Origin of the sequence: Streptomyces sp. BR1, assembly GCF_052373795.1 — a bacterium.
Lineage (GTDB): Bacteria > Actinomycetota > Actinomycetes > Streptomycetales > Streptomycetaceae > Streptomyces.
Genome location: NZ_CM126252.1, coordinates 1022411 through 1048667, shown reverse-complemented (window position 1 = coordinate 1048667; position 26257 = coordinate 1022411). Strand labels below are relative to the sequence as shown.

The 26257-nt window shown below is 66.8% G+C and carries 17 protein-coding genes, 1 tRNA gene and 2 pseudogenes; 10 read left to right on the top strand and 10 right to left on the bottom strand.

Features of this window, described 5'->3' with window-relative positions; genetic code table 11:
- Positions 1 to 403: 403 nt before the first annotated feature.
- Positions 404 to 710, top strand: a pseudogene (locus ACT1U9_RS04775) (hypothetical protein); the annotation flags it as partial.
- 214 nt (positions 711 to 924) lie between these two features.
- Here ACT1U9_RS04775 and ACT1U9_RS04770 read toward each other — a convergent pair.
- Positions 925 to 2058: a hypothetical protein gene (locus ACT1U9_RS04770; RefSeq protein ID WP_444537115.1), complete on the bottom strand. Its 1134-nt coding sequence runs from the start codon at positions 2056 to 2058 to the stop codon at positions 925 to 927.
- Positions 2059 to 2133: 75 nt separating this feature from the next.
- On the opposite strand from ACT1U9_RS04770, the gene ACT1U9_RS04765 reads away from it, so the two are divergent.
- The gene (locus tag ACT1U9_RS04765) at positions 2134 to 2256 is read left to right on the top strand and encodes a hypothetical protein (RefSeq protein ID WP_444537114.1); all 123 of its coding nucleotides are present in this window, start codon (positions 2134 to 2136) and stop codon (positions 2254 to 2256) included.
- On the opposite strand, the pseudogene ACT1U9_RS04760 reads toward ACT1U9_RS04765, so the two are convergent.
- Positions 2215 to 2343, bottom strand: a pseudogene (locus tag ACT1U9_RS04760) (transposase); the annotation flags it as partial. The gene ACT1U9_RS04765 and the pseudogene ACT1U9_RS04760 overlap by 42 nt on opposite strands.
- A gap of 185 nt (positions 2344 to 2528) precedes the next feature.
- Here ACT1U9_RS04760 and ACT1U9_RS04755 point away from each other — a divergent pair.
- The 3 genes from ACT1U9_RS04755 to ACT1U9_RS04745 all read left to right on the top strand — a co-directional run bounded on the left by ACT1U9_RS04755 (position 2529) and on the right by ACT1U9_RS04745 (position 7423).
- Positions 2529 to 5024, top strand: coding sequence for a tetratricopeptide repeat protein (locus tag ACT1U9_RS04755; RefSeq protein WP_444537113.1), 2496 nt, complete (start codon positions 2529 to 2531; stop codon positions 5022 to 5024).
- Positions 5025 to 5457: 433 nt separating this feature from the next.
- Complete coding sequence (locus ACT1U9_RS04750) at positions 5458 to 6213, top strand: DUF5131 family protein (protein ID WP_444537112.1); 756 nt, start codon at positions 5458 to 5460, stop codon at positions 6211 to 6213.
- A 100-nt stretch (positions 6214 to 6313) separates the two neighbouring features.
- Complete coding sequence (locus ACT1U9_RS04745; protein WP_444537111.1) at positions 6314 to 7423, top strand: three-Cys-motif partner protein TcmP; 1110 nt, start codon at positions 6314 to 6316, stop codon at positions 7421 to 7423.
- A 441-nt stretch (positions 7424 to 7864) separates the two neighbouring features.
- Here ACT1U9_RS04745 and ACT1U9_RS04740 read toward each other — a convergent pair whose 3' ends face one another.
- From ACT1U9_RS04740 to ACT1U9_RS04730, 3 genes are all read right to left on the bottom strand, one after another.
- Positions 7865 to 8698, bottom strand: coding sequence for a transposase family protein (locus tag ACT1U9_RS04740; protein ID WP_444537110.1), 834 nt, complete (start codon positions 8696 to 8698; stop codon positions 7865 to 7867).
- A 72-nt stretch (positions 8699 to 8770) separates the two neighbouring features.
- Positions 8771 to 9226, bottom strand: a complete 456-nt coding sequence (locus ACT1U9_RS04735) for a hypothetical protein (protein WP_444537109.1) — start codon at positions 9224 to 9226, stop codon at positions 8771 to 8773.
- 75 nt (positions 9227 to 9301) lie between these two features.
- Positions 9302 to 10039: a phosphotransferase gene (locus tag ACT1U9_RS04730; RefSeq protein ID WP_444537108.1), complete on the bottom strand. Its 738-nt coding sequence runs from the start codon at positions 10037 to 10039 to the stop codon at positions 9302 to 9304.
- Positions 10040 to 10546: 507 nt separating this feature from the next.
- On the opposite strand from ACT1U9_RS04730, the gene ACT1U9_RS04725 reads away from it, so the two are divergent.
- A complete protein-coding gene (locus ACT1U9_RS04725) occupies positions 10547 to 11632 on the top strand; it encodes an IS110 family transposase (protein WP_444539007.1) in 1086 nt (361 codons plus the stop codon).
- Between the two features lie 28 nt (positions 11633 to 11660).
- On the opposite strand, the gene ACT1U9_RS04720 is transcribed toward ACT1U9_RS04725, so the two are convergent.
- The 5 genes from ACT1U9_RS04720 to ACT1U9_RS04700 form a co-directional block, all read right to left on the bottom strand.
- Complete coding sequence (locus tag ACT1U9_RS04720; protein WP_444537107.1) at positions 11661 to 12059, bottom strand: restriction endonuclease; 399 nt, start codon at positions 12057 to 12059, stop codon at positions 11661 to 11663.
- A 63-nt stretch (positions 12060 to 12122) separates the two neighbouring features.
- Positions 12123 to 12878 (bottom strand): hypothetical protein, encoded by a 756-nt coding sequence (locus ACT1U9_RS04715; RefSeq protein ID WP_444537106.1) that lies wholly within the window; start codon positions 12876 to 12878, stop codon positions 12123 to 12125.
- Positions 12879 to 12887: 9 nt separating this feature from the next.
- A complete protein-coding gene (locus ACT1U9_RS04710) occupies positions 12888 to 17240 on the bottom strand; it encodes a DUF6531 domain-containing protein (protein ID WP_444537105.1) in 4353 nt (1450 codons plus the stop codon).
- Positions 17237 to 17608: a hypothetical protein gene (locus ACT1U9_RS04705; protein ID WP_444537104.1), complete on the bottom strand. Its 372-nt coding sequence runs from the start codon at positions 17606 to 17608 to the stop codon at positions 17237 to 17239. Before ACT1U9_RS04705 ends, ACT1U9_RS04710 begins: the two co-directional genes overlap by 4 nt.
- Positions 17609 to 17907: 299 nt before the next feature.
- Positions 17908 to 17981: transfer RNA gene (locus tag ACT1U9_RS04700), tRNA-Pro, on the bottom strand.
- Positions 17982 to 18246: 265 nt separating this feature from the next.
- On the opposite strand from ACT1U9_RS04700, the gene ACT1U9_RS04695 reads away from it, so the two are divergent.
- From ACT1U9_RS04695 to ACT1U9_RS04680, 4 genes are all read left to right on the top strand, one after another.
- The gene (locus ACT1U9_RS04695; RefSeq protein WP_444537103.1) at positions 18247 to 21777 is read left to right on the top strand and encodes a HelD family protein; all 3531 of its coding nucleotides are present in this window, start codon (positions 18247 to 18249) and stop codon (positions 21775 to 21777) included.
- A gap of 177 nt (positions 21778 to 21954) precedes the next feature.
- Positions 21955 to 23610: a hypothetical protein gene (locus ACT1U9_RS04690; RefSeq protein WP_444537102.1), complete on the top strand. Its 1656-nt coding sequence runs from the start codon at positions 21955 to 21957 to the stop codon at positions 23608 to 23610.
- Entirely contained in the window at positions 23607 to 24209 is a 603-nt protein-coding gene (locus tag ACT1U9_RS04685) for a hypothetical protein (RefSeq protein ID WP_444537101.1), read from the top strand. Before ACT1U9_RS04690 ends, ACT1U9_RS04685 begins: the two co-directional genes overlap by 4 nt.
- Positions 24206 to 26257: an Hsp70 family protein gene (locus ACT1U9_RS04680; protein ID WP_444537100.1), complete on the top strand. Its 2052-nt coding sequence runs from the start codon at positions 24206 to 24208 to the stop codon at positions 26255 to 26257. The genes ACT1U9_RS04685 and ACT1U9_RS04680 overlap by 4 nt, the downstream gene beginning before the upstream one ends.

The window sequence follows — 26257 nt, the reverse complement described above, 5'->3', positions numbered from 1 at the left end:
TGTCTAGTTCGGGGCCGTTGGGTGGGAGGGTGTTTATGGGGTTGGTGACTCGCCCGTGACACGAAGAGACTCCACCGATTGCTCATTGCTCCGGCGGGGCCTCTTCGGGGGCTGGTCAAGACGGTATCCGGCATCGTTCGTGGGCTCCGTTGTGCTCGGGCTCGCCGCTGTCGAGCACCCGAAGCAGGGACGCGGTGGGACCCGCGTGCTGCGGCCGATGCGGAAACACAGGGCACGGAAACTTCCCCTGGCGAACCAGGTCGTAGCCCTTCGCCCGCGAGAATCAGAACGCCTTGGATGCTTCCTCCACGCTCCCTGTCCCGCCCCAGGTGGCACGGATGTGCAGAGCCTCGTCCAGGCGCAGATGGAGATGGTGCCGGGCGTTACATACCTGGCGAGCGGGAAGATCATCGGTTGCGTCGACGACGCGCTGGTCGGCCTCGGTGAAGGTGTCACCCGAGACCAGCGCAAGCCGTACGCGGCCTACCTGCGGCTTCCGAACTTCGCCTGGCGCCTGCCCGCTGCAGCAGACCAAGCTCCTCGTCTACCTCAAGGTGAACCAGGAGGAGGTCGACCTCGCTGCGTGCTTCACCCGGGAGATGGCCGGTCTCGGTCACTACGACACCGGCGCCCTGGAGCTGCAGCTGCGCACGGAGCGGGTTCTTGAGAATGCCCAGGACCTGTTCCGACTCAGCTATGCAGCGGCGTAGGACGCCGGAGGTCAGGACGGTCGTGCGTGGCCGGGATGCGATGTTTTTGGATTGCTGTCGTGGTGCTGCCTTTTGACGGCGCGGTCAGGGCGTGGCGGTGGAGTTATAAGGATGCGGCGGATCCCCGGTTTCGGTAACCGGGCATCCGCCGCTATATTTCCGACGCGCATGCAGCTGCTCGGAGTCCGTGCACCTGCACCGAAAATGCGCGCAGTCAGGATGAATTCCTCCCGGTCTCGTCGTTGGAGCGCCCGGCTCGGGTGTCCCCGAGCGGAGAGACGTTGAGGACGAGGCCATTCTTGATTTGGACGAGAACCGGGGCGATTACTCGCGTGTCGTACAGCATGTGCGAATCCATCTGTACCTCCCCGTCTCTGTCGATCTCGTAAGTCCACACTTCAAGATCGGCAAGAGCCTCCACCGTCGCTTCGGCGGTGCCTGAGGTGACCTGCTTGCCGGCAGCCGACGAGCTCTGCGCTGCAATGGTGGTATCAACGCGGACATCAGACACTGCTACTACGCGATCGAGGTGACGGACGGACACATCGTGGATCTGCATCTGCGGCCAGCGGTAGCCGTCCAGGAGGACCGGATCGACCTCGATGGTCCCGAGGTCGAATTCGGGATGAGCGGGAACACCTTCGCGGGAGAGTTCGTGCAGCTCGACAATGACGTTCGCGAAGTAGGTGGTGATCAACTTCGAGATGTGGCCCGGATCCGCCACGAACCCGAGAACGGACTGGGCAAGGTCACGCACAGTCAGCATGGTTGGAGGAGCGATACCCAAACCCTGGCAAGCCGCATGGATGTCAGCTCTGTCCTGGGTCAGGAGCAGGATGCCCGCGAACGATCCGCCTGCGGCCGTAAGGACCTCGCGCAGCCATGCGGAGTCGGATGCACCGGTCTTGATGCCCTGCTTGCGTCGCCCCGGCCCCGTCTGCATGATCTGATCGCGTAACCCCGCGCGGGCCGCGTCGCCGCTGAGAGGCAGTACCGTCAGATGGGGGATGTCCCCAAGTTCCTTGAGGAATAACCCGGTTGTTTCGGCCGGGTCTGCGGTAGGCAGCACGGGGACCTCGGCAGTGATCCCGCCTCGCTCCATACGCTTGATTACTGACCCGGCTGCGGAGCGGTACGCCTCGACCTCTTTGGCAAGGTGCTCCGCCCATTCCCAGGCGACCGGCTCCGGAACCCAGGTCTCAAGACCGGCTTCGCCCATCTGCGCAGCAGTGAGGCGCAGTTGCCTCAGATCGGGTAGGCCGTGACCGAAGGCGTTCGTGTCGAACACGACTGCCTGTAGGCGTGAGCGAGAAGCGGCGTCGAGCGGTTGGCGCGCAGGTGTGGTCATCAGCCCATCATCGAGGATCTCTACGGCGCGTGGAGCTGGTGAGTAAGGCAGGGCGCGGCATGTCCGATCGGGACCGTGGCCTGGAGCGGGCTGGCCCGTTTCTTTGCGGAGTGGGGGCAGCTCGGTCCGCTCCCCGGTGGTCGGCGGATCGGGCCGGTCGTCCTGGTCCGCCTCGGCTTGGCGGACCTGCTGTCGTAGGGCCTCTTCGCGGATCCTCAAGTCCTTTGCGACTTGGGCGACCGGACTGCCGGAGGTGTGGACTTCGCGGACGGCTCGCTCACGCAGCTCGTCGGGGCGCTCCCATGGTGCAGGCGTCGGACCTGTGTTCTCCCATCTGCTGAGGCGATCACGCGTGGCTTTAAGGCCGCTACAGAATCCGGGTCAACTCAACCCTGCCTGTCCAGGGGAACCAAAACCAGCAGTGGGGCATTCGCCCGCGCGGTGGTCCGCATGTGCAGCACACTTCGAACATGGCGAGATGGACATGGTGGGAAGAACTCGCTCAGGACCCCCAGGCGTTTGAGGATGGGGTGGCTACGCTCCTTGGGATGGTGCATCCCGGCCTTCGCCACGTGGACGGTGCCGGCGGTGACCGCGGGGTGGACGCCGTGCTGGTGCTGCCGGATGGCAAGCGGCACGTCTTCCAGGTCAAGAGCTTCACCCGGCGCCTAGATGCCAGCCGACGCCGTCAGATACGCGACTCGCTGGTTCGGGCAGCGCAGGGCGACCTCGCGTGTTGGACTCTCATCATTCCACTCGACCTCACGCCGGGCGAGTGGGACTGGTTCGACAGCTTGCGCGGTGCCTACCCGTTCTCACTTGAGCTGCGCGGCTTGCTCTGGCTTAAGGCCAAGTCGCTCGAACACCCTTCCATCGAGGGACTGTTCCGCACCTCGTGTCCGCGGCTGGACGTGCTTGGCCAGCCTTGTGTGTCAGGCATCACGCCAGTGGAAGCCGGAGTGGCTCTTGGCGAAGGCGGCACGCTGACCGCCTACGTGGAGCGTGACATAGACAGTGTGCTCCGGAAACGGGTGCGTCTGGCGGGGGAGTCGGGCGGAGCGCTTCTCCTGATGGGCGATTCCGCTGCGGGCAAGACCCGTGCACTTTACGAAGCCATGCGAGCCGAGTTGCCCGGTCACAGCTTTGTGCGGCCCGCGCATCCGGCCGAGGTGGCCCAGTTGGTCTTGGACATCGCTGCGGCATCGCAGCCTTGCGTACTCTGGCTGGACGAATTGCACCGCTACCTCGAAGGCAGATGCCTCGGTGTGCGCGAGATCGGGCAGCTGCTCCGCTCAAAGTCCGTTGTTCTCGCTACCCTTGATGCGACAGCGCATGAGCATTGGAATGGCACCGCCGTCCTGGAACAGATGGAGCCGCTCGTACTTGAACGGCGCTGGAGCGCGGCGGAACGTGTCAGGGCGCGCCAGTCTCAGGACCCTCGTGTGGCGCGGGCAGCGCAGGCTGGCCCTGCCATTGGGGTTGCCGAGAGCCTCGCCGTAGCGCCTCGGCTCTGGCGCGAGCTCAGGCTGGCCGATCGCGCGGGGGGCAGTCCACGCGGTGCGGCCTTGACGTGGGCTGGAATTGATCTGGCCAGGGCCGGCCTCAAGGGGCCTCTGTCCACCAGCCTCTTACTCGACACCCATCTGCTGCATCTCGCTGACGGTGGCGGATCCTTGCTTCGTCCGGAGTCGCCGGGAGATGCATTGGCCTGGGCCGGGAGGGTGCGCTGCGGGGTCAGCAGCATGCTTCTTCCTGCGGGAGGAGACGCCTGGGAAGTTCATCCTCAGCTGGTAACTGCAGCGCAGCGGGCGGACGTTCCGGTTCACGAGCTCATCTGGTTTAAGGCCATGGACGGAGCCAAGGATCTCAACGACATGTTCGCCGTGGCGCTCAGCGCGAATCAGCAAGCTCCTTCGGCTGCGGTGTTTCTCTGGCGGGCGATGGCCGATGCTGGCATCCTCCGCGCCGCGAATAACCTCGGCGTCGCCCTGGCCGACCTGGGCCGGCATGAGGAAGCCGAGCGGGTGTACCGGACGCAGGCAGACATGGAGGACCCCACCGTCCTGCTGAATCTGGGGAACCTGCTGCGGAAGACCGGCCGGTACCAAGAAGCGATTGGGACGCTGCAGGAAGCCGGAGCCCGCGGGAACGCCGAGGCGTGGAACAACCTCGGATTGCTCCTGCGGGAGCGGGGAGAGCTTGCCCACGCCGAGACGTGCCTGCGCAGCGCCGCGCTGGCGGGCGCCGCCGACGCCGAGTTCAACCTCGGGGTGCTCCTGGCAGACCAGGGCAGGACGGAGGAGGCCATGGCCGCGTACGCACGCGCGAACGCGGCCGGCGACCCGGACGGTGTGCTCAACTGGGGCATTCTCCTGACGGAAGAAGGCCGCTGGGCGGAGGCCGAACCATTGTTCCGCAGCCGCGCGGAGGCGGGAGACAAAGAAGCGGTCTTCTGCCTGGCCAACCTCCTCAAGGCGAACCGCCGGCTGGAGGAGGCGGTGGCTTGGTATCACCACGCGATCGGCATGGGAGACACACGCGCCCAGTACAACCTGGCGAACCTCTACCGGGATACCGACCGCTCAGACCTTGCTGAGCCCCTCTACCGCGCAGCGGCCGATGCCGGGATCAGTGCCGCCCTGCTGAACTGGGGCCTTGCCCTCAAAAGGCAGCAACGTCTCGGTGAGGCAGAGTCCATCTTCAGACAGGCTGCAACGCAAGGGCACCGCGATGCTCTCCTGCACCTTGGCGATGTGCTGCGGGAGACCGGTCGGCCCGATGAGGCAGCGACACAGTGGCGACTGGCCGCTGACGCAGGAGACACCACGGCAGCTATCGCTCTCGTCACGGTCCTTACCAGTGATGCTGACCGGCCTTACCTCCGTTCAGTGCTCCAACGGGCGGCGGACGCAGGAGATCACGACGCGGGCGTGGTACTCGAAGCGCTGAACACCGGCTCCTCGTAACCAAGTTGGCGGTCCCGATCTTGCGTATTTGGCTGCTTTGGCTCCGGTGCGGGGCCCATCTCTTTGGTCAAGGTGGATGGGAGCTGGTTCGGGCGTCTGGAACGATGCGCCCGTGAATGTTGATCAGCAGGTTGGCGAGGGTGTCGCTGCGGACCTCACCGTGCTTCTCCGGAACATCCCCGTCGACCGTCCGGTGAAGATCGTTCCTCGTGGCTCCCGACGGCGGCCCGGTCCCGTACTCACACGGCCGTGCCACAAGACAACTTCTCTCACCAGCCGAGGAGTTGAGGTGCTGCACCCCCTATTCGGAACGTGTGTTCGAAGTGGATGATGGGCGGGTCGCGTGCCAGTTCGGTGCGCCGTTCGTTAGGCAGCGCACAGGAAGCGTCCTGGTACGCAAGGCGCTTCGAGGCTCACGGCAGGAGAGGCAGCGATGAGCGATCGAAGCGCGATCGAGTGGACCGAAGCCACCTGGAACCCCACGACCGGCTGCGATCGAGTCACGCCAGGGTGTGACAACTGCTACGCCTTAGTCCTCGCCAGGCGCCTCAAGGCGATGGGGACAGCCAAGTATCAGAACGACGGCGACCCTCGAACCTCCGGCCCTGGCTTCGGACTCACGCTGCACCCAGGTGCCCTTGGGGTTCCCTTCCGCTGGAAGGCGCCCCGCATGGTCTTCGTGAACTCGATGAGCGACCTCTTCCATGCAAAGGTGCCTGTGGCCTTTGTGGAACAGGTATTTCAGGTCATTGCTGCGACACCGCAGCACACGTACCAACTGCTGACCAAGCGCGCCAGGCGCCTTCGCCGCCTTGCGGAGCGTCTCGAGTGGCCGCCCAATCTCTGGATGGGCGTATCCGTCGAATCGGAAGATCAGCTCGACCGCATCGACGATCTCCGTCAAGTCCCCGCCGCCGTACGCTTCCTCTCCTGCGAGCCGCTCCTGGGACCGCTCTCCAGCCTCAACCTGCAGGGAATCGGCTGGGTGATTGCCGGCGGCGAATCCGGCCCCAACCATCGGCCGCTGAAAGAGGAATGGGTCACAGAGATTCGCGACATCTGCCGCGAAGCCGAGGTGCCGTTCTTCTTCAAGCAGTGGGGTGGCCGTACGCCGAAGGCCGGCGGGCGAGAGCTGGCCGGTGAAACCTGGTCGGAGATGCCTGTCAGGCTTCAACCCTCGATTGCGTGAGCGAAAGGACCCAGCCAATGGCTGTACGAGGTCTGGCGCCGGTTGAAAACGCTGTGTGATCCTCGGCCGCGGGGAGCGGTTTCCGCAACGGGGAGGGAACATGGCTGTACCGAGAGCTGTCGTCTGGCCACGAGACCCGCATACGGCAGCCAAGCACGACCTGCTGAAGAAGTACCTGCAGCCGTGGGCGCGCATACTGCTGACCCACCACGACAGCGTCACCTACGCGGAGGGCTTTGCCGGCCCCGGGGTCTATGAAGGTGGCGAACCTGGGTCTCCCGTCGTCGCTCACCGGGTCTTCGTGGAGGCCCTGCAGCAACGCCCCAAACGGGCCCGTATGGTCCTCGTGGAAGAGGACGCCCGTCGGGTGGAGAAACTGCAGCGTCAGCTGGTGCTCGCGCGCGAGCGTACTCCGGATGAGATCAGCGCCCGCATGCAGACTGAGCTTCACACCGGAACCTGCCACCCCGCGCTCCTTGACGGACTTCGGGCAGGTGGGCACCTCGGTAAGCCGCTCTTCGTGCTGCTGGATAGTTACGGTGGCCCGGACATTCCCTTCTCTCTGTTGCAGCAGCTGGCCCAGTTCCAGCGGACCGAGGTGATGCTGACCTTCGTCCCGAACTTCCTCACCCGCTTCGCTGAGAAGAACGACGGTCATCGGGCCGCGGGTGACGCCGCGTTCGGTGGCACCGACTGGCATGGCGTGTTCACGCAAGCTGCGGTGCACAAGTTCGCATACCTGCGTGACCGGTACCGCGAGTCGATCAAACGCGCTGGATTCACCCACACCCTGTACTTCGAGATGGTGGATGAAGGCGGGCACCCGCTCTACCTCCTCTACGGAACTTGTCACGCGCTGGGCGTAGAGAAGATGAAGGACGCCATGTGGAGTGTCGATCCCGCATACGGCGTTCAGTACCGAGATCCCAGGGACGTGCAACAGCAGGCCCTGAACCTGGAGTTTGAGCCCAACACGGATCCACTGCGGCGAATGCTATTGGAGTTCATTGCTCGCAGGCCCGGTGGGCGGATGGTCGAGGACCTTCAGCAGTACACGCTGCTCGAGACGGTTTACCGTCCCGCGCAGGTCATCTCGCTCATCGAGAAGATGCGGGATGGCAAGGTCGTCGCCACAGAGCCACGCCGTGTCACCAAGAAGACCCGGGTGTTCCCGTACGCCGAGAAGCCTGGACAAGGCGAGCTCTTTTAGGGCTGATACGTCGCGTTGGCGGGTTCCGTGACCTGAGCTTTGTGCGCGGCGGCGAAGACAGCCCGGGCACTGAGCGGGTCGTGGGTCGAGGGCAGCCATGGGTGGGTCGCCAGTACGGCGGCCAGCCGCCTGCACTCTTCCTGGGCCTGCGAGCCACCGCTCCCGTTCTGCGTGCGTGATGTCGATTCGTCCCGTTGTCCCGCCGCTGCCGGTCGGGGTTCCTGTGTTCGGGGACGGCCGGGATGAAGCCCGAACGGGGCGGTTGGGCAGAAGAAGTCTCGGGGCGCATCGTGGCGGCTGGGGCTTGCGATGCGCGCGGGCGCGCGGTTGCGCACCGATGAGCCTCCGCCAACTTGAAGTCGCAGGTCAAAGGGCTGGTGTGACCGGTTCTCGGGTTGCTCACGCTGGTCGTAGGCGGCTGTCTGCGGAGTAGATCGTCTGTCAGCGGTTGACTTCGAGGTTCGTCAGAACGAGCAGGGCGCGCAGGAGGCGGGTCGCGTGGGCGGGGTCGGTGCGGAGCTTGGTGAGGGTCCGCCAGTCCTTGAGGTGGGCGAAGCCGTGCTCGACCGGTGCCCGTCCGACGGCGAGGACGCGGTTGGCGGTCTTCTGGCCGGGTGTGAGCTTGTGGGTACGGCTGGCGTGGAAGCCGGTGACGATCACGGGGTCGCGTACGTCGTTGTCCAGGCCGCGGAATCCGAGGTCCGCGAGGGCGCCGAGGCCGGCGGCGCGCAGGTGGGTCAGGATGTGGTCGTGGCGGGCGGCGGTGATGTCGTGGGTGCGGCCGGGCCGGGCGGCGGATATCCAGATCAGGCGGCCTTTCTCGTCGGTGAGAGCGAGGAAGTGCAGGCCGTGATGGTGGTGTTTGCCGGAGTAGTTCCGCCGGTTGGCCTTGCCGGTGCGGCGCTGAGTGGGGATGAGGGTGCCGTCGATCAGGACCACCTCCCCGCCCTGCTTGGCAACCTTCTTCAGGACGCGGTCCAGGCGCGGTGCCTGCGCGGCGAGCAGGGCGATCAGCTCGTCGCGCCATCGGCGGACGGTGGACTCGGAGACATTGTTGCCGCCGGCCATGTCGGCCAGGCGCTGATCGTGCCGCAGCACGGCCAGGACGATCACCGCGATCTTCCCGGGCGGCAGGACCCGCCACCTGGACCGTATCGCCTTCAGATGGCGACGCAGCAGACCGGCGAGGTGGTTGACGGTCCGCGTGGACAGCGGTAGACGGCACTGGTAGACAAGCGGGCAGGTGCCCTCGGCGCGTTCTTTGGTTTTCGTCACACAATTCCAACGGCCGCCGGGGGCACCGTGGTTACGCCCGTGGCGCAGCACTCCGGGCGATGGCGTCCCCGGTCACAGGCGGGTGGTGAAGCGGCCGTCGGGCAGTTTGCGCAGCCAGCCGCGATCAACGAGTCTGACCTGCCTCCCTCGCAGCGGTTCCAGCCTGGCCCGCACGGTGACGTCGACTCCCAGCACCTCGCCGACCTGGCGGGCCATGACCGGCCCGGCGGCCTGCCGCACGGCGGCAAGGATGCGCTGGTAGTCCGGCGGGAGCATGGTCTCTTCCACATCCGGCGTGCGGTGCGGGATCAGCATCACCGCCCGGCCGCACACCTGCCCGGGCGCCGGCGCGGCTGAGGCGCGTTCGGCGGCAAGCTGCTCGCTCACCCGGTCAAGGACACGTTCGGCGACGGCGAGTTCGTCGCGCTCGGCCCGCACCTCCGCCAGCTGTTTGGCCAGCTGTTCTTCGAGTTCGTCCAGTTCCGCACGGCGCGCGGTGATCCGTTCCAGGAGTTCGGGATCCAGCATCCGTCGGATCGCAGAAGGCCGTCCGACTGCCACGGGATGGAATCAGCGAACCGGCTGCGGCCGTTGCCCACACGCTCACCGCACTGAGCGTTCCAATGCAGCCCGATGATCGGAAACCCACTGATAGGCCGTCTGAACTTGCGTCACCGCCCCTGCGTCCCGGAGCCGGGCCATGGCGACGTCACCCGCATCGGCCTGGGTCTTGATGCCCCGCCAGCACCGGTCCTGCCACCACAAAATCGTAGACACGAGACGTTGCCGGTCCAACAGCACGTAGCTGTCAACGATCAGCCTCATGCGCCGGGCTGCCTCCTCGACGTCGGTGACCGAAGGGCCCAGATCGAGGTACTGCCAGCAGACATGAGCGATGTCGTGGATCCGCGCGCCCGGCGCAGCAAGGTCCCAGTCGATGAATGCCGCCGGGCGAAGCTCGCCACTGGACTGGCGATAGACGGTGTTCTTGGGCGACAGATCGTTGTGACATACGACCTCTTGGTCTCCGGCCAGCGGGGTGCCGGCCGTCAGGTCGTGGAACTCACGCACGAGCCGGGCGACCGTCACCAGACTCTCGTCCGATGACACAACAGCAGGTTGTTGCGGCTCCCATGCCACATGGCCATCGAGGTAACTGAGGACCTCACGGCCCTCGTCGTCCACACCGAGATACCGCGGAGCACCATTCCAGCCACTGGCTTCAAGCAACCTCAGAAGATCACCCACGAACTTCGTGCGAACCGAGGCTGGACGGCGCACCGTCTCCCCGACACGAACAACCGCATTGACAAAACCTCCGGGCAAAAACGACTCAGGCATCCGTCCACCCTGCCCGATCACTACCTCCAACGCTCAACAAATTGTCCCGACGCTTGATCCACCCCCGAGACAACTCCGCCAGATGATCTACTCCGCAGACAGCCGCCGACGACCAGCGTGAGCATCTCGAGAACCGGTCACACACCAGCCCTTTGACCTGCAATTTCAAGTTGACGGAGGCTCGATGCAGATCACAGGTCGCGCGGGGTGGGGTTGTGCTTCCGAGGGGGTTCACTGGTGCAGAAGTAGCGGTGTGCTGGCGCTGGGTGCCGGGAAGAATGGCAGCAATACTGCCGTTAACCGGGGCCTGGCTCCTGACATTTCTGACCGCAGTGTCCTAACCATCCTACGTCGATCACCGGCGCAGGGCAGTGGGCACGAGACTGTCCCGGGGGAGTGTGTCTAGAGCACTGCCTTGCGTGAGGAATGCGCACTGTCTCACTGGCGACCGCTCCTCCGGGCCAGCGGCGACGCTGACGTGTAACTATCGGCGGGGGTGGAGGAACGATCGGTGCGAGCACTGTCTCCGACAACGGTCCTGCGGATGCGGACGAGGTGATTCTTGGTGTCGACACGCACCGGGATGCCCATGTAGCCGCCGTGATTTCTCTGACGGGGAAGACCGTCGCTGTACAGGGCTTCGCGGCCACCGCGCTCGGATATCGCCAACTTCTCCAGTGGGCAGCCCGATTGGGTGTTGTTCGGCGTGCCGGGGTGGAGGGGTCGGGCAGTTATGGGGCGGCCCTGTCCCGGTATCTGCTGTCGCAGGGAATCGACGTGATCGAGGTCCCTGGACCGGGCCGTTCAGCTCGTCGTCGACGAAGTAAGTCTGATCAGGGCGACGCACAGGCTGCCGCCCGTTCCGTGCTCAGTGGCCGCGCGTCATCTCGTGTGAAAGCAGGGAACGGCCCGGTGGAGATTGCCCGCATGTACAACGTGGCCCGGAACTCCGCCGTCAAAGCCTGTAGGCAGGCTACCAATCAGATCAAAGCCGTCTTGGTCACCGCCGAGCCGGCACTGCGGGAAGAGCTGGCAGGACTGAGTCGTCGAGCACTGATCCATGCGTGCATAAGGCTCAGCGACGGTGACACGGGTGGCGATCCTGTACTGCGGGCTACGAGGTTCACAGTGCGCACGTTGGCTGAGCGCATCGAGCAGCTCACCGTGCAGGCCCGGGAACTGGAACGGCGCCTCGCGGAGTTGATCGAGCGGCATTACCCCGAGTTGCTCGCCACGGCGGGGGTCGGGCCGCACAGCGCCGCCGTTCTGTTGATCACCATGGGGGACAACCCAGAACGCCTGCGCAGTGAAGCGTCCTTCGCCGCATTGTGCGGGGCAAGTCCTGTGGAGTATTCCTCGGGGAGCAGATGCCATCGCCGGCTCAACCGAGGTGGCGACCGGCAGGCGAATGCCGCTCTGCACCGGATCGTGCTGACCCGGCTGCGCTGGGACCCGCGCACCCAGGCGTATTACGAGCGGCGTGTGGCGGAAGGGAAGACCCGGCGCGAGGTCATTCGCTGCCTGAAACGCTACGTTGCCCGGGAGGTCTTCCGCCTCGTCGTCCGGCCCGTACCCGTACGACCCCAGGTATAGAGACTCCGCAGAGCGTCGCGCGGCGTGGTCATGCTGCCAGCCCAGCGGTTTCTTCGAGTTCGAGGATGTCGAGCAGGGGTTCGCCCCAGGTGGCCCAGCGCACGAGCACCCACCGGCTGAGCAGGATGATGTTCTGTTGCTGCGCGAACTTCGCGGAGGGTTTGCTGAAGGTGCTGTTGGTGACCAGGATCGCGATGTCAGCGTGGTATACGGGGCCGGTGATGCCGTTCAGTTCGCGGACTGCCGAGATTCCCACGGGCGTTTCTTTCGTGGTGTGCTTGCATTGGACGGCCAGCTTGTCCCCGCCGGGCGTCGTGGCGATGACGTCGACGCCCCCGTCGTGAGGCCCGCCGCGCCGCTGGTTGACGTCCAGTCCTTCGCGGGCCACCAGGTCGGAGATGAGCCGCTCGAATTGGTGGGGGGACATAGCGCGGCTCTGACACAGGCTCGTGCTCGCCGGTGAGGCAGGAAGACCTGGGCCTTGCGCCGTTCAGCTGTCGCCGTACCAGTTCTCGCGGAGGTCGATCACTTGGTCGTGCAGTACGTCTCGTCTGGGGTCTGCGGGGAGGGCGGCGATGTGGGCGAGGAGGGTGTCCAGTTCTGTGAGGAGGGCGGGGTCGCCGTCCTGCATTCTGTCGATCTTGGGTTCGATGACCGTGGTCAGGTAGTTGTGCAGCACGGATGCCGTGCTGGCCGGTGCCGGGGTCGGGGGGGCGGGTTCCCATTCGCGTACGAGGTGGTCGGCCGGGCGGTTCAGAATCCAGCCCGCGTAAGCGCGGTCCGTGAAGACGAGGTCCAGATCCGGTGCGATGCGCAGGCGCAGGATGCCGTGTACTGGAGCGGGCGACCTGCGGTGGGCGCACACCAGGTGGTCGCCGGATTCGCTCACCCACCTCACCGACGTGGGCTGCGCGTCGAAGTTGGCCTGGGTAAAGGCCGTCATGCTCCCGGCGGTGGGGGGGACGTCGGTCCAGGCATGCGGATCCCAGCCCGCGAGTGCCTCCTCGGGAACTGTGAGCGTGCAGCCTCTGAGTGAGCGGTCGCGTTTGTCGAAGCGGAATTCGTCGTCGCCGGACCACAGCCAGTCGACGCTCCCGAATGTCTCGGACAGGAGCACCTCGTGGCTGGGTTGGTCGGTGTGCGGAGATGCAGTGACGTATGCGCCCGAGAGGGAATAGCGGGGGGCGTGGGTCAGGGGTCGGTCGGTGAGGGTGACGGCGAAGTCCGCTGCCAGATCGAGTCGCATGGTGGTTCCTTATCGAAGCTGTGTCGCCGGAGGCAGGGAGCCGCCCTTGGGAGTGGGGATGCCTCCGTTGACGATCTGCTCGCGTGTGACGGGCGGTCCGGGGTCGGTCGGTGACCCGCCCCACGCGGCGGCGCCGCTGTCGTTCTTGGGGCCGGACGGTCCGTAACTCGTAATGACGTTTCCGGCCTTGCCGCCCTTGCTCTCCATCACGACGATGTCCTCGCCCTGGTGGAAGATGAGCCGCTCGGCGCCACCGCTCGATATGTATACGCCATCTGGACTCTTGAGGATCTCCAGTTCGCGTTCCGGTGTGAGGTGCCCGTGGTATCCACTCGCGGTCCTGCGGCGCCCGGCCCCCGCGCGCTCGATGGACTGGTCGATGACCTTGTTCACCTTGGTGCAGTCGTACAGCCCCAGCGGGTCCGATCCCGTGAACGGGTTGCGGACGTACGCCACCGGGTTGGGATCCGGGGCGAGGCCGAGCGGGTCCGGTGAGAGGTATCGGGCGGTTTCGGGGTCGTAGTAGCGGTGGTGGTTGTAGTTCAGGCCGGTTTCGGGGTCGGCGTACTGGCCGGGGAAGCGGAGGGGACAGTCGAGGGCTGTGGCGCCCAACGTGGTGGGGAAGCGGGTGCCCCACAGGGTGGTGCGGTGCTGCCACACCACGTCGCCGTCGCACGAGACCAGTTCGGTGGGTGTGCCGACGGGGTCGGTGATGACGGCGTGGAAGCGGGTGGCGTAGTCGGCGGTGGTGCCTTCGGCCAGTTTGGACAGGAGGGAGCCGCCCGGGTCCCGGACGAGGGGGTGGTGGTCGGTCTGGGCGAGGAGGCGGTGGGTGCCTGGGGTGTAGTCCCAGGTAGTGGCTTGTCCGTCGGGGGTGGTCTGTTCGGCGAGGCGGGTGTCGTCCCAGGTGAAGTCGGTACGGTCGGTCACCGCGCCGTCGCCGGCCACTCGGTACTTGGCGGTGCGGCGGCCCAGAGGGTCGTACGTGTACCGCCAGCGGTCACCGTCCGGCGTGACCGCCTCGACGAGCCGGTCCTCGGCATTCCAGGCGTAGGTCCAGGTGTGCCGCTGCCCGTTGAGGAGTTTGCGGGTCTTGCGGACAAGTCGACCTTGCGTGTCGTGTTCGTACGTCGTACGGCCGGCCCGGCGGATGAGGGTGCCCTCGAATTCGCGGTCACCGGCGGCCTCGTGGGCGGGGGCGGTCGCGTGGGTGAGGTTGCCCGCCACGTCGTAGGCGTAGGTCTCGGTCCAGCCGTGGGCGCGCACACCCGTGACCCGACCCAGCGAGTTCAGGTCGAACTCTCTTGTGCCGGAGGTGAGTTCGCGGATCTCGGTGAGGTAGCCGTCGGCGCGGTAGGTGTAGGTCCGGTGCTGGAGGAGGTGGTCGGCCCCTGCCGGGTGACGGGCGGTCAGGGACTGAGTTGCCAGATGGTCGGTGGCATCCCAGGTCTGGGCGAGGGTGACGGTGTTGCCGAGGCGGCGCTGGGTCTCACGCCCCGCTGCGTCGTGGGTGAAGGCGAGCGTTCCGGCACTGGAGCGTAGTTCGACGCCGCGGCCTGCGGGGTCGAAGGTCCATTCCGAGGTCAGACCGGATGGGGTGGTGCGCTTGGTTCGCCGTCCCAGCAGGTCGTGTTCGTACGCGGTCGTGCGGCCGTTGACGGATTCCGCGAGGACGCGACCGAGTGCGTCCCGTTCGACGATGACCTCGGTGTCGGCGCTGACCGCCTGGATGATCCGACCCGCCGGGCCGTAGGTGAAGGTCGAGACGTCGTCCGCGTCCGTGCGCTGCTCGGTGATGCGGCCCAGAAGGTCGCGGGTATAGCGCAGGGTCTCGCCGGCACCGTTCGTGCGCCGTATCAGGGAGCCCGCCGCGTCATGCGCGTAAGTCAGGGTTCGGCCGTCGAAATCGGTCTCCGAGATGAGCCGTCCGGCTTCGTCGTAGCTATAACTCCAGGTCAGGCTCTGCGGGTTGGTGACCTGGGTCAGGCGCAGCTCGGTGTCGTAGGCGAAGGTGTACGTCGTGCCGTCGGGGTCGGTTCGGGTGGCGGGGACGCCGAAGTGGGTGGCGGTGTGGCGGGTGATGTTGCCCGCCTGGTCGGTGTGGGTGAGCGGGTTTCCCTCGCCGTCCCAGGTCCAGGTCTCCCGTGTACCGTCGGCGTGCTCCCGCCAGGCGGGCTTGTTCTCGGTGGTCCATCCCATGCGGGTGGTGCGGCCGAGTGGATCCACCGCCTCGCTGATGCGGCCGAAGGCGTCACGGCGCACCATAGTGGAGTGCCCGAGTTCGTCGGTGAGCGCCACGGGCAGTCCGGCCGGATTCGTCGTGACGGTGCGGACCTGGCCCAGAGGATCGGTGATCGAGCGCAGGTGCCCCGAGTCGTTGTAGCGGTACTGGGTTTCGGCACCGATTGGGTCAACTGTACTGAGGAGATTCCCCCGTTCGTCATAGGCGTGGCGCCATGCCGCTCCGCCCGGTTCCATGACCAGGGTGATCTGGCCGAGCCTGTTGTACTCGGCTTCGACCCGCGCCCCGTCCGGCAACACGACTGCGGTGAGATGTCCGTCCCGGTTGTAGTGATAGCGGGTGGTCCGCCCCAGCGGGTCGGTGGTCGTGAGCGGCCTGTCGCCGTGTTCGTCCCACTGGGTGCGGGTGATGTGGCCGAGCGGGTCGGTCTCCTCGACGACCAGGCCCTCGGTGTTGTAGCGGTGGGTGGAGACGCGGCCCAGGGAGTCGGTGTACGTCGTGGTGCGAGCCGCGTCGTCGTAGGCGAGCGTGCCGGAGAGGGTGCCTCCGATGCCCTCGGTGCGTATCACCCGGCCCAGCGGATCGTAGACGTAGGAGAACCAGGTGCCGTTGCGGTCGGTCCACTTGGTGACCCGGCCCTGCTCGTCGTAGGCGAAGCGCAGGGGTTCGCCGCTGGAGTCGATGACTTCGGTGAGGTTTCCGGATTCGTCGTAGCCGTAGCGCATCACGACCGTGCCCGCGTCCTCGGCCGGGCGTTCACCGGAATAGCGCGAGGGGGCCTCTTCGAGGAGCCGGAGCGCGGTGATGCGGGGGCCGTGGGTGTCGACGGCGAGGTAGTAGCCGCCGCAGTGGCGGATGCCCTCGGGGATGCCCGCTGCGTTGCGCTCGATGTCGACGCGGGCGCCGTTGCGGTCGTGGAGGCTGTCCAGCGGCAGGTGGAAGATGCCGAGCCGGCCCGAGGGAATAGGGGTGCTGAACGTGCGTACGACCCCGGTGGCCGGGTCGGTGACGGTCATGGCCCCGTCCGGCTTGCCGTCCCACTCCAGTGGCCAGCGTGCGCCCTTGACCGGCAGCACCGGCTCCCCGGGCGTCGGCACCGGGTAGACCAGGCGCATGCCGTCCGCGCCCGCGAAGACCACGCCCTCGCCGTCGATCTGGACGCACTCGTCCAGGGTGGAGATCCACGTCGGGCCGAAGCACACCCCTCCCCGGTAGGAGGAGAGATGGGTGCGTTCGAAGACGAGCGGCAGGGAGGCGGGCAGCGTCACGTCGGTCTGCGACATCAGCATCGCGCCGGTCGCCACGTCGATGGGCTCGCCTACGCACGGGGTGCGTTCGGCGTTGCGGGCGGCCGGGCCGAGTTCCACCAGGTCGGGGCGGAGCGAGGGCGGGCGCAGCATGAAGGGAGTGGGGTTGGTGAATGCGCCCTCGGCTCCGGCCTTCAGCACGCCGCTGCCGGCGCCCAGCGCCCCGCCGTAGATCATGCCGTCCTTGGCGGCCTGGCTGATCTCGTCGAGGCTGAGGCCCTTCTGGAGGCCGGTGGCGATCTTCAGTGGCTGGGCCACGGCCAGGTCGACGGTGACCGACTCGATTCCGCCGAACGCCGCCGCCACCAACGTGCCCGCCGCGATCTCCGCCACCGTGGTGGAGACCGCGACACCCAGCGTGGCCCCCAGCTCGATGATCGCGTCTGCCGCCGCCACCGCCGCACCGGAGGCCAGACCGGCGGTGAAGAAGGCCAGGGCGATACCGCCCGCGATCACCGCCGCGTCGATCCCGATCTGCGTCCACAGCTTGTTGATCGCGTCATCGACCGCGTCCGCGAACTTGTCGAGGGCCTCAGCCATCTTCCGCGCCGACTTCGACAGGTCGCTCAGCCAGCCCGCGTCCTTGCCCTTGGCGTACCGCTCCCAGAAGGTGGTGAAGGTCTCGATCGCCTCACCCTTGTTGTTGTGGATGAGCGAGGCCGCCGTGTTGTTGACCGGAGCGCGGACGTCGTCGACCGCATCGGCGAAGGTCCGCCAGGCCCCGGCGGCGTGCCGCAGCGTGCCCGAGTTGGCCTCCGGCCACCACATGCCCAGCTTCAGCAGGATCTTCTTGGCCTTGCCCTCAAGGCTCACTTGGCGCCCTGGTCCCCGGACCCGTCGGCCGCTCCGTCAGCGTGCGTCTTCACCTTGGCGAACATCCCGGCGATCAACTCGTCGTTGTCCACATGCCCGTCCGACATGTCGACCATCGCCTCGTGGATGCTGGTCAGACCGAGGATCAGAATGCCCGCCGCCCTCTCGATCGCCCTCTGCTGCGGCTCGTAGGCGTCGCCGAACTTCTCGCCCTGCTCGTCGCCGCCCCAGGGTTTGCCGAACCCATCCAGCGCCGTCACCAGATTCGTCAGCGCCGTACTCAGATTCTTCGCCTGCTCGTGGAAGACCGGCGCCGACAGCTTCAGATCAGCCGTCTTGATGTCCAGCACCTTGCCGTCGTCACCCACGCACAGCCTCCCCCGTCGTCCACACAGGCAACTCCCGACTCTAGGACAACCAGGTCAAGAGATTACCAAGTGCCCTCCCGCGGTCGCGGCCTGCTCACCAACCATGCTCCCGACGGGACGTGCCTGTGGGCGGTCATCGACCTCACTGCGCTCACCGGGCAGAAGAACAGTCAACTCAGGCCCAGGAACAGGCCGCCGTCCGACCCGCGCTGACCACCCCGGTCCCCAGCTGGCCCCAAACGATCTTAGGGCCGTATCAGATGCTTTCCGATACGGCCCTCGACCTGCATAGATGCAAGTCGGGACGACAGGATTTGAACCTGCGACCCCTTGACCCCCAGTCAAGTGCGCTACCAAGCTGCGCCACGTCCCGATGCCCGTCTGACCTGGGGATTCCACCGGCCACTCGTGCATGAGAACAATATCAGGGAGCCTGTACGTCCTCAGCCGATCGAAGCGGGTGCCGGAATCCGGCCGACGCGGCCGGGTGCCTGGGAGCCCTTCGCCCGGGAGAGGGCGAATCGTCCCGTAGCAGCCAAGGCCGCTCAGAATTACGATCAGCGCGCCTAAAGTAGGAAGTGGGGGCTAACTGTGTCCGCCGCCCCGTTGCGGAGCATGCAGAAAGAGGGGGAGAAGGGATGCCGAAGCATGTTCGGCGCGCGGCCGTGGTCGCTGCCGAACAACGCGCGGTTGACCGCGCGTACTCCTGTCTGGAGCGGACCCGACAGGAGGCGTCCACTCTCAGCCACCTCGACGCTGCAGCCAGCGGCAAGGACTCCATCGACGCCCGACGTACCTGGAAGCGGGAGCTGGCTTCGCTCGACATCGGCGGCAAGTCCCTCGTCTTCATGCGGGCCGACGTGGACGAGGGGGACGGCCGCGAAACGTTCTATGTTGGGCGCCGTGTGGTGCGCGACGAGCAGCGGAATCCCGTCGTGGTCTCCTGGAGTTCGCAGGCCGCGGTGAATTGGCGGCTGACAACCGAGAGAGACCCGGGGCACGTGCTGCTGTTGCGCCAGATTGTCTGCGAGCAGCAGGTGGTCAAGCGCTATCTCGACCTTCACGGCTCCGATGCAGAACCACTGTCGTCGGCCTCCGCCGTGCCGGACGTGGTGGTCGACGAACGGGCGTGGCGTGATCCGCTCCTTGAGGAGATGGACCGCGCGCGCGATGGCGCGATGCACGACATCGTCGAGACCATCCAGAGGGAACAACTCCAGCTTGTGGCGGAGGAGCCCACAGGCGTACTGGTGGTTCAAGGAGGCCCTGGCACGGGCAAGACCGCGGTCGGCCTGCACCGCGTGACCTGGCTGCTGGACAACAAGCACCTGGCAGCCAAAGACATCCTCGTCGTTGGTCCCAACCGGGGATTCCTCGACTACGTGAGCGTCACCCTGTCCGAACTCGGCAGCGATGACGTATCGATGCTCGAACTCCCCGCGCTCTGGTCGGCAGCCGCAGCGCCCCGCGATCCACGTCCGGTTGCCGAGGTGAAGACGGATCAGCGGATGGCCGCCATGCTGCGCAAGGCCGTCGACTGCGAGACGACGACGTCGGTGGAACGACTGACCGTTTTGGTGGGCGGTCCGGTCTTCACCTTCGAACTGAACCGCCGTGAAGTCGTCGTCCCGGTGGAGGAGATAGCGGAGATCGCTGCCACAGCACTGGCCGGCGACAGCCCTTACCAGGTGCGCCGGGAACGGTGCATCCAGCGGATCACGCAGCACCTGACCGATGTTTACGTCGGCCTGCTGCCGGGCCCCGCTGACATCGACTACCTGGCCGAGACGGCCAGGTGCCGGCCCGTTGTACGCCTCCTCAAGCGGATCTGCCCCAGCCTCACAGCCCAGGACGTTCTGCGGAGCCTGTACTCCGGCGGAAGTACCCTCGGCAGGGCAGCTGACGGCATTCTGTCGACCGCCGAACAGGACTTGCTCAGCGCACCCCGTCCGGGTGCCGCGCCAGGCACCCGGACGGCGCGGTCGCGGCCCGAACTGAGCCGTGAAGACTTGGTCTGCCTCGACGAGCTGGAGTATGTGCTGGCCGGGCGGCCCCGCAAGCTGTATGGACATCTGGTCATCGATGAGGCCCAGGACGTCACCCCGATGGAGGCTCGGGCCCTGGCCCGCCGCTGTCCCAGCGGTTCGATGACGGTCCTCGGAGACCTCGCCCAGTCGACTGGGCCCTACCTCTACCAGGACTGGGACGAGCTCGGTCAATTGCTGGCGGGCCGGGATGGGGCGCGGATCGCCCAGCTTCTGACGGGGTTTCGTGTACCGAGGGAAGTCATGGACTTCGCTGCCAGGCTAGGGGCGGACTGCGCGCCTGGTGCGGCCGTCCCCCTCTCGGTGCGCGACACGGGCAGGGATGTTGCGGTGGTCCAGGGCTCAGAGGTCGTCTCTCTGGCCGCTGAGGCTGTTGCACGGCTGCGGGCGAGTACACCCGGACGCGTGGGCGAGCGCTCCATCGGGGTGATCGTGCCGCAGGACGGGGCGTGGGGCCGCGACATGGCACGCGCTCGCGCGCATGAGGGTTTGGGGAGCGTTGCCATCCTGACTCCGGTCGAGGCGAAGGGGCTCGAATTCGACCACGTTGTCGTGGTGGAACCTGCCGGGATCGTTGCAGGCGAGTCCGTGGGGGTGAGGCATCTCTATGTCGCGCTCACGCGGTGCACCCAGTCGCTAACCGTGGTACACGACCTGCCACTTCCTTCGCAGATTGGCGGCCCGGACGAGCTTCACGTCCTCGCGTCCATCCCCGGCGTTCTCACGGAGCTCGCCCTGCGTATGGAGGAGGGCTCCGCTGATGATCCCGCGGCCAGCCTGTGCAGCCGTTACTACGCCGACGGAACTCCCTGCACCAACTCCACGCATCACGCGGACAAGTGGTGCAGGACGGAGCCCTGTGGGGGATTTCGTACCGCTGAACCCGTGGCCGTGGCCAAGCCCAGGCACCTTGCCCCACCTGACGGCACGCAGGACCATGGCCGGCTCGGCCTCGACGCTCGGCAGCGCGCGACCGTGCGGGTGAGCTCGGGAGCGTGCGCGTCGTTTGTTGCCCGCCACCGGGGCAGTCTGCGGGAGGCGGCGGTGGAACTGCACTGCATGCTGTCCCCGTTCGTCGCAAGGGCCGGGCACCTGCGCGCCTCAGACGGCAGTTGGATGCTGGACCTGGCGGGATTCCGCATCGTGCTCAGCCCCGAGGCCGACATGATCACAGGCTACGACGCGGTGCACGCGGAGCGGAGCTTCGCACAGCTCGACGCAGGCATCGCGTCCCGGTTCAGCAAGGACGCCCGGGCCGCGCGGAGGTCGATGGCAACCGCGCCGAAACGGGAGACCGGCCCGCCACTCGACGACGTGGAGCAGGTTCGCCAGCTTGACGCCTCGGCAATGCATGCCACAGCCCCGGCCTGCGCCGGATACGAACAGGTGGGGCAGATCCATGGGACTACCGACGCAGCCTTCGTGCAGGAGATGTACAGAGCACTCGCCGATGATCTGCGCACCGCGGACATTGAGCTTTCCGAGTCGCGTGTCATCGTCCACGGAGACCGCTTTCAGTGGCGCCTCTCGGGCGACGGCTGCTCCCTGCTCGAGGTGCGCCAGCCGGACATGGAGGTGGGCCAGAGGCAACCCGCCTGCCTCGACTCCGTCCCGGGCTTCGAGCCCCGAAGGGCAACCATGCTGACCACCGACCAGTCACACCAACCTGTAGCAGAGGAACGGCCGGTGGACTTGCCCGCCGAGGCGAAGGACGGCCTGGAGCACCTGGTCGCCGCGCGTACGGTGGCGGCGCGGGCAGACCGGTCCCACGAAGCCCTCCGGCATCGCCTGCTCGCTGACCTCTACGACACCACGCCAGAGGTCGGGGAGAACGGCTTCGTGGACGCCTGGTGCAGGCGCGCCGACGGCATCGTGCTCTTCGACGTCCTGGGTAGCCAGGAGGACACATACGGCCCCATCCGGGAGTCGGCACTCCACCTCATGGAGGTCTCCCACTTGCGTACGGAAGGCCAGGCGGAGTTCCTTGTCATCGTGTTGGGCAGCAGTCCGCCCGAGCCGTGGGTGGCCGACGCGGTCGATGGCGCCTTCAGCGTGCTCCTCGCCTGGCGCGAAGGCGGGACATGGGCCGGGCCGGGTGCCCGGCACATCGCCCCCGGGCATTAACCGCAGCACACCATCCGGGGACGCGGGGGCCCTACGACTACCAGGCAGAGACCTGTCAAAATGTGACGCGGGTGTGTGAACGCGGGAGACGAGCGGGGTCGTATGGGGAACGAAGACGCGTCGGCCGGCTGGCCCGGCGGCGGATTCGGCGGGGGGAATTCTCCGATCACAGGGGCGATGACGCGCGCTGAGATGATCGAGGCGTGGCGGACACACCGGGCCGCCCGCCGCACTGCTGCGGCGACCGGTCCCGAGGACCGGGTTGACGGGTTCGTCCTGCGTAAGTGGCGGAGGGCCGGGGTTTTCGGCGTGGAGGCAGTGGCCCGCGTCGAGGACGTGCTGCGGGCGCTCTTGGCGTCCGTGGATGCCGAGGATGACACTCTGCGGTGGGGCGCCGACACTATTCGCGCCTGTCTGGACGGGCACCCAACGCCCCAACTGCTCCCCGCGGTCAAAGCCTTGTTGGAAGCCGCCGAACCGAACCGGGCCGTCGCACAGACCGCCGCCGTGCTGTCCGTCGTCCACGAATCCGGCATGCCGTGGCTCTCGCCCGCTGGTGAGCGTCGCCTCACAGTCATCGCCGGGCGAGTCCCGGCGTCCGAACTTGGACCGGACGACGTCCCCCGCAACGAGGACGACCCCGTTGGCGCCTACGCGCTGCATCACGCACTCATCAGGGGGAGCCTGGACGAGCTGTCGGCACACCACCTGCGGGCCGTCATACCGTGGGCTCCCCTCGGCATCATCGACGACCTCATCGACGCCGACGTACTGCACCGCGGGGATCAGCCGTGGAACCTGCGCGCGGACACTGCCGAACAGGGCTACCTGCTGGCCAGACTTGCACCGGAGAAGGTTGATACTGCCCTCGCCCAGTCACTTGGCTGGAACGAGCCCCGCGAGCGGGAGGCGTTCCTGGCCGGCCAGCCGGTCGATCCGGAACCCGGCAGCCTCTACGACCTGCTCCTGCGTGTGGCGGACGGTGAGACGGAGGTTCTCAAGAACCTCGAAGAGCTCTTGCCGCGCGACCTGGTGGTGCGACTGCGCAAGGTGCGGGCGGGTGCCATGACCGGCTCATGGGACCTGGACATCCCTGCCGATCGTGGACTGTGGCGACTGATGTGCGCGTTGTGGGAGCCCAGGGCCGCAGTCAAGCCGGCCCGCGGCCCGTTCTACGGCCTCGTTGCGCTGCGGCACGCCTACGACCTCATCTGCCAGGGCGAGCGGAAGAAGGCCCAGGCGCAGGTGGACAAGCTCGTCGATCACGAGGGCGCGGACGCTGAAGCCGCAGCTGAGGCTTGGAACATGTTCGCCTACCTTGCTCTGCTCGATGACAACCTTGACCTCGCCTACGTCTCGCTGGCACGCGTCGCCCGCACTGACCGGAGGGTTGAGGACAACCTGGCCCTCCTGGAGCGTCGACGGCGGACCAAGCGCAACGACCGGGACCAGCCGGCCAACCCGTACTTGGAGCTGGGGCTGCCGCACAAGAGTGAGCAGTGGAAGCACCAGTGGCGCGAGCGCCGCCGTGCCGACCGCGACGACCTCGACCTGGCGGCACAGGCCAACTGGGCCAAGCGCCGTATCGAGCAGGCCGAGCGGACCGAGGACTGGTCCGACTTCTTCGTACTGCCGTTGGATCTCGCGGCTCTACAACTGCCGACCGTGCGCCCGAGGTCACTGACTCCGCAAGCCACTGCGATGCCCCGCCGAACCGCACCAGGGGCCGCCGCAGACCTCGCGGCGGTACGCGACCGCGCATTGGCCGCCCTCCTTCCCACCATGCTGTCCGCGCCCAGGCGCCCCGATCACGACCACAGGACAACGTCATGACAAGCCAGCCCGCAGACCGAAAGAACCATCCGGGCGCGGCCGGACAAGCGAAGAAGCCCACCGGGCGCATTCGCCGCAAGGAAAAGCGCGAGTTCGTCGAAGAGATGAAGCTGCGTACCCTCAGGCCCGAAGAGCTGCTCCACCCGGCCCAGCTCCTTGCCCGATTCACCGAACGGGCCGAAGAGCTGCTTGCGCAGCTTCCGCAGGAGTCCCGGCCCACCCCCGCAATGGTCAGCACAGCGCTACGACAGGGCGTGCTCGACGCATTCCGGACACGAGACGAGCACATCGCGCGGCTGGTTGAGACCGACCTCCTCGCGAGCATGCCCGAGCAAGGGGCCAAAGCCATCCGCCGCGCGGTCCGGGCCTCGCTCGTCGACATGGGCGTCCGCGTGGTTGAGGAGGCTCACGAGCAGGAACTCTTCGTCGTGGTCGAAGGAGATGGCCAGGGTTTCGAACTGGTCCGGCCGGCCTACGTGGACCAGGCAACCGGCAAGCTGCTGCTGGCCGGACAACTGCGCCGAATCCCGACGCCGAGGGATCTGCCAGCGCAGGAACAAGCCGACGAGGTGGACGTCCGGGGAGGCAGTGCCAAGTGACCTCGACAGGAATCGACTTCGGAACGACCAACTCAGTCGTGGCCCAGTGGCAGGGGGACGACGCCGAGGTACTGCCGCTCGACGCCCACCACATCGACGCCGACTGGCGGCATCCAGGGTTCGAGCAGCTCTTCCCCTCAGTCGTGGGTCTCAGCTCGCTCCGGCGCGGTCCTCTGTTCGGCTGGGAGGCGAAGCTCCGCTCGGAGGAAGCGGCGGAAGCCTGCAAGCGGCTCCTCAAGAGTGACGAGTACGTGACCATCCAGGGCAGGCGGTTCGCAGCGACCACCGTCGCGGCGGGTGTCTTCACCGCCATGCGCGATGGCGCCCAGCACAACCTCACCGACATTGATCGTGCCGTCATCACGGTGCCCGCCAACGCGACGGGAGCCGCCCGCTACCGCACCAGGGCAGCGGCGCGGTTCGCCGGCATCGAGGTCCAGGCGCTGCTCAACGAACCCACCGCCGCTGCCATCTCGTACGTCCACGACTTCCGCGAGGACTCTCAGATTCTGGTCTTCGACTGGGGCGGCGGAACCATCGACGTCACCGTGCTCGACTACGCGGATGGGTTCTTCGAGGAACGCGCGTCACGCGGGGTAACGGAGCTCGGCGGCCTGGAGATCGACCGGCGGCTGCGTGAACTGATCCTCGAACGGGCGCCCGCCCGCAGGGCGTGGACACCGGCGCAGGAGCGGCAGTTCCGGCTCGATGTGGAACGGAACAAGATCCTGCTCTCCTCCCAGCCGAGCGTCACGGTGAACACCCCGGACGGCGTCGGCGTCGAGATTTACCAGGGCGAGCTGGAGGAGGCGATCGGCGACCTGGTCGATCGCGCACTCGCGCCGGTGGAACAGTGCCTAAAAGACCTGCACATGGCGCCGCTCGACGTGGACGAGATTCTCATGATCGGCGGTACGAGCCAGATCCCCAGCGTGCGGGCCGCAGTGGCCGAAGCCCTTCAGACAGAACCCGTCCCTACAGAGCTCTGTGATCCGATGACGGCGGTGGCGCGTGGTGCGTCCATCGCGGCGGCGGTTCTTGCTGGCGAGACCGAGGGCGTCATCCAGGTCGCCACCAGCCACGCGCTCGGCACCATGGTCAAGGACTCCTCGGGGCAGAAGCGGTTCAGTCAGATCATCCCGAGGAACTCGCCGCTGCCCTGGAAGGAGCGCAAGAGCTACACCCCGCAAAAGGACCACGCGCGGAGGCTGTCAGTGGAGATCTGGGAGGGGGACCCGGACAAGGAGCTCGCCCACAGGGACAACGTGCAGCTCACCGAGCTCACCCTCACGTACCCCACTCCGCGGGTTCGCGACGAATCCCGCTTCGACCTGGAGTACACCTACGACTCCAACGGTCTGCTCCATGTCAAGGCCACCCTGGAGCACACGGGGGAGGTAGTGGTCGATCAGGAGGTCGAGAGCTTCGGATCAGGTGGCCCCACGCCCGAGGTCCGGGAAGAACTGGACCGGCTGATGAAGGCCAACTCGGACCCGGTACCTCTGGGAGCGGCTCACTCGACTGAGGGAACCCGCCCCGTGCCCGCGCCTCCCAAGGCACGGCCTACGCCGGTCGACGGTGGCCCGCACACCCTCGTGGTGGACGGCTCCAACCTTGCCTGGATCGGCCGTTCTCCGGTTCGCCCGGGGGCCTACGAGGACGGCGACCACCCGAGCTTCACCCAGCTGCAGGACGCACGGGCAGCCCTGGCGAAGAAATACCCCGAAGCCGAGATCCACGTCGTGGTCGATGCCAGCTTCAGGCACAAGGTTGCTGCGGTAGAACGCGAAGCAGTGGAGGCTGCGCTCAGCAAGGGCGACATCATCCAGCCGCCGGCCGGTACCGAAGGCAAAGGGGATGCCCTCGTGGCGGCCATTGCGGACGACTCCGGCGCGATGGTCGTGACGAACGACAACTTCGCGGAACTGCAAAGCCGCTATCCGTGGCTTCGGGAGAAGGGGCGGGTCCTGGGTGCGACCCGCTCCAAGGGGGGCTGGTATTTCACCGAACGAACCTGCGTGGCGCCGCGCGGAGCGTACCGCGGCTGA

Coding starts and splice junctions, on each gene's coding strand:
- ACT1U9_RS04770 (WP_444537115.1), bottom strand. CDS start 2,058: ATGACCACACCTGCGCGCCAACCGCTCGACGCCGCTTCTCGCTCACGC.
- ACT1U9_RS04755 (WP_444537113.1), top strand. CDS start 2,529: ATGGCGAGATGGACATGGTGGGAAGAACTCGCTCAGGACCCCCAGGCG.
- ACT1U9_RS04750 (WP_444537112.1), top strand. CDS start 5,458: ATGAGCGATCGAAGCGCGATCGAGTGGACCGAAGCCACCTGGAACCCC.
- ACT1U9_RS04745 (WP_444537111.1), top strand. CDS start 6,314: ATGGCTGTACCGAGAGCTGTCGTCTGGCCACGAGACCCGCATACGGCA.
- ACT1U9_RS04735 (WP_444537109.1), bottom strand. CDS start 9,226: ATGCTGGATCCCGAACTCCTGGAACGGATCACCGCGCGCCGTGCGGAA.
- ACT1U9_RS04730 (WP_444537108.1), bottom strand. CDS start 10,039: ATGCCTGAGTCGTTTTTGCCCGGAGGTTTTGTCAATGCGGTTGTTCGT.
- ACT1U9_RS04720 (WP_444537107.1), bottom strand. CDS start 12,059: ATGTCCCCCCACCAATTCGAGCGGCTCATCTCCGACCTGGTGGCCCGC.
- ACT1U9_RS04715 (WP_444537106.1), bottom strand. CDS start 12,878: ATGCGACTCGATCTGGCAGCGGACTTCGCCGTCACCCTCACCGACCGA.
- ACT1U9_RS04695 (WP_444537103.1), top strand. CDS start 18,247: ATGCCGAAGCATGTTCGGCGCGCGGCCGTGGTCGCTGCCGAACAACGC.
- ACT1U9_RS04690 (WP_444537102.1), top strand. CDS start 21,955: ATGACGCGCGCTGAGATGATCGAGGCGTGGCGGACACACCGGGCCGCC.
- ACT1U9_RS04685 (WP_444537101.1), top strand. CDS start 23,607: ATGACAAGCCAGCCCGCAGACCGAAAGAACCATCCGGGCGCGGCCGGA.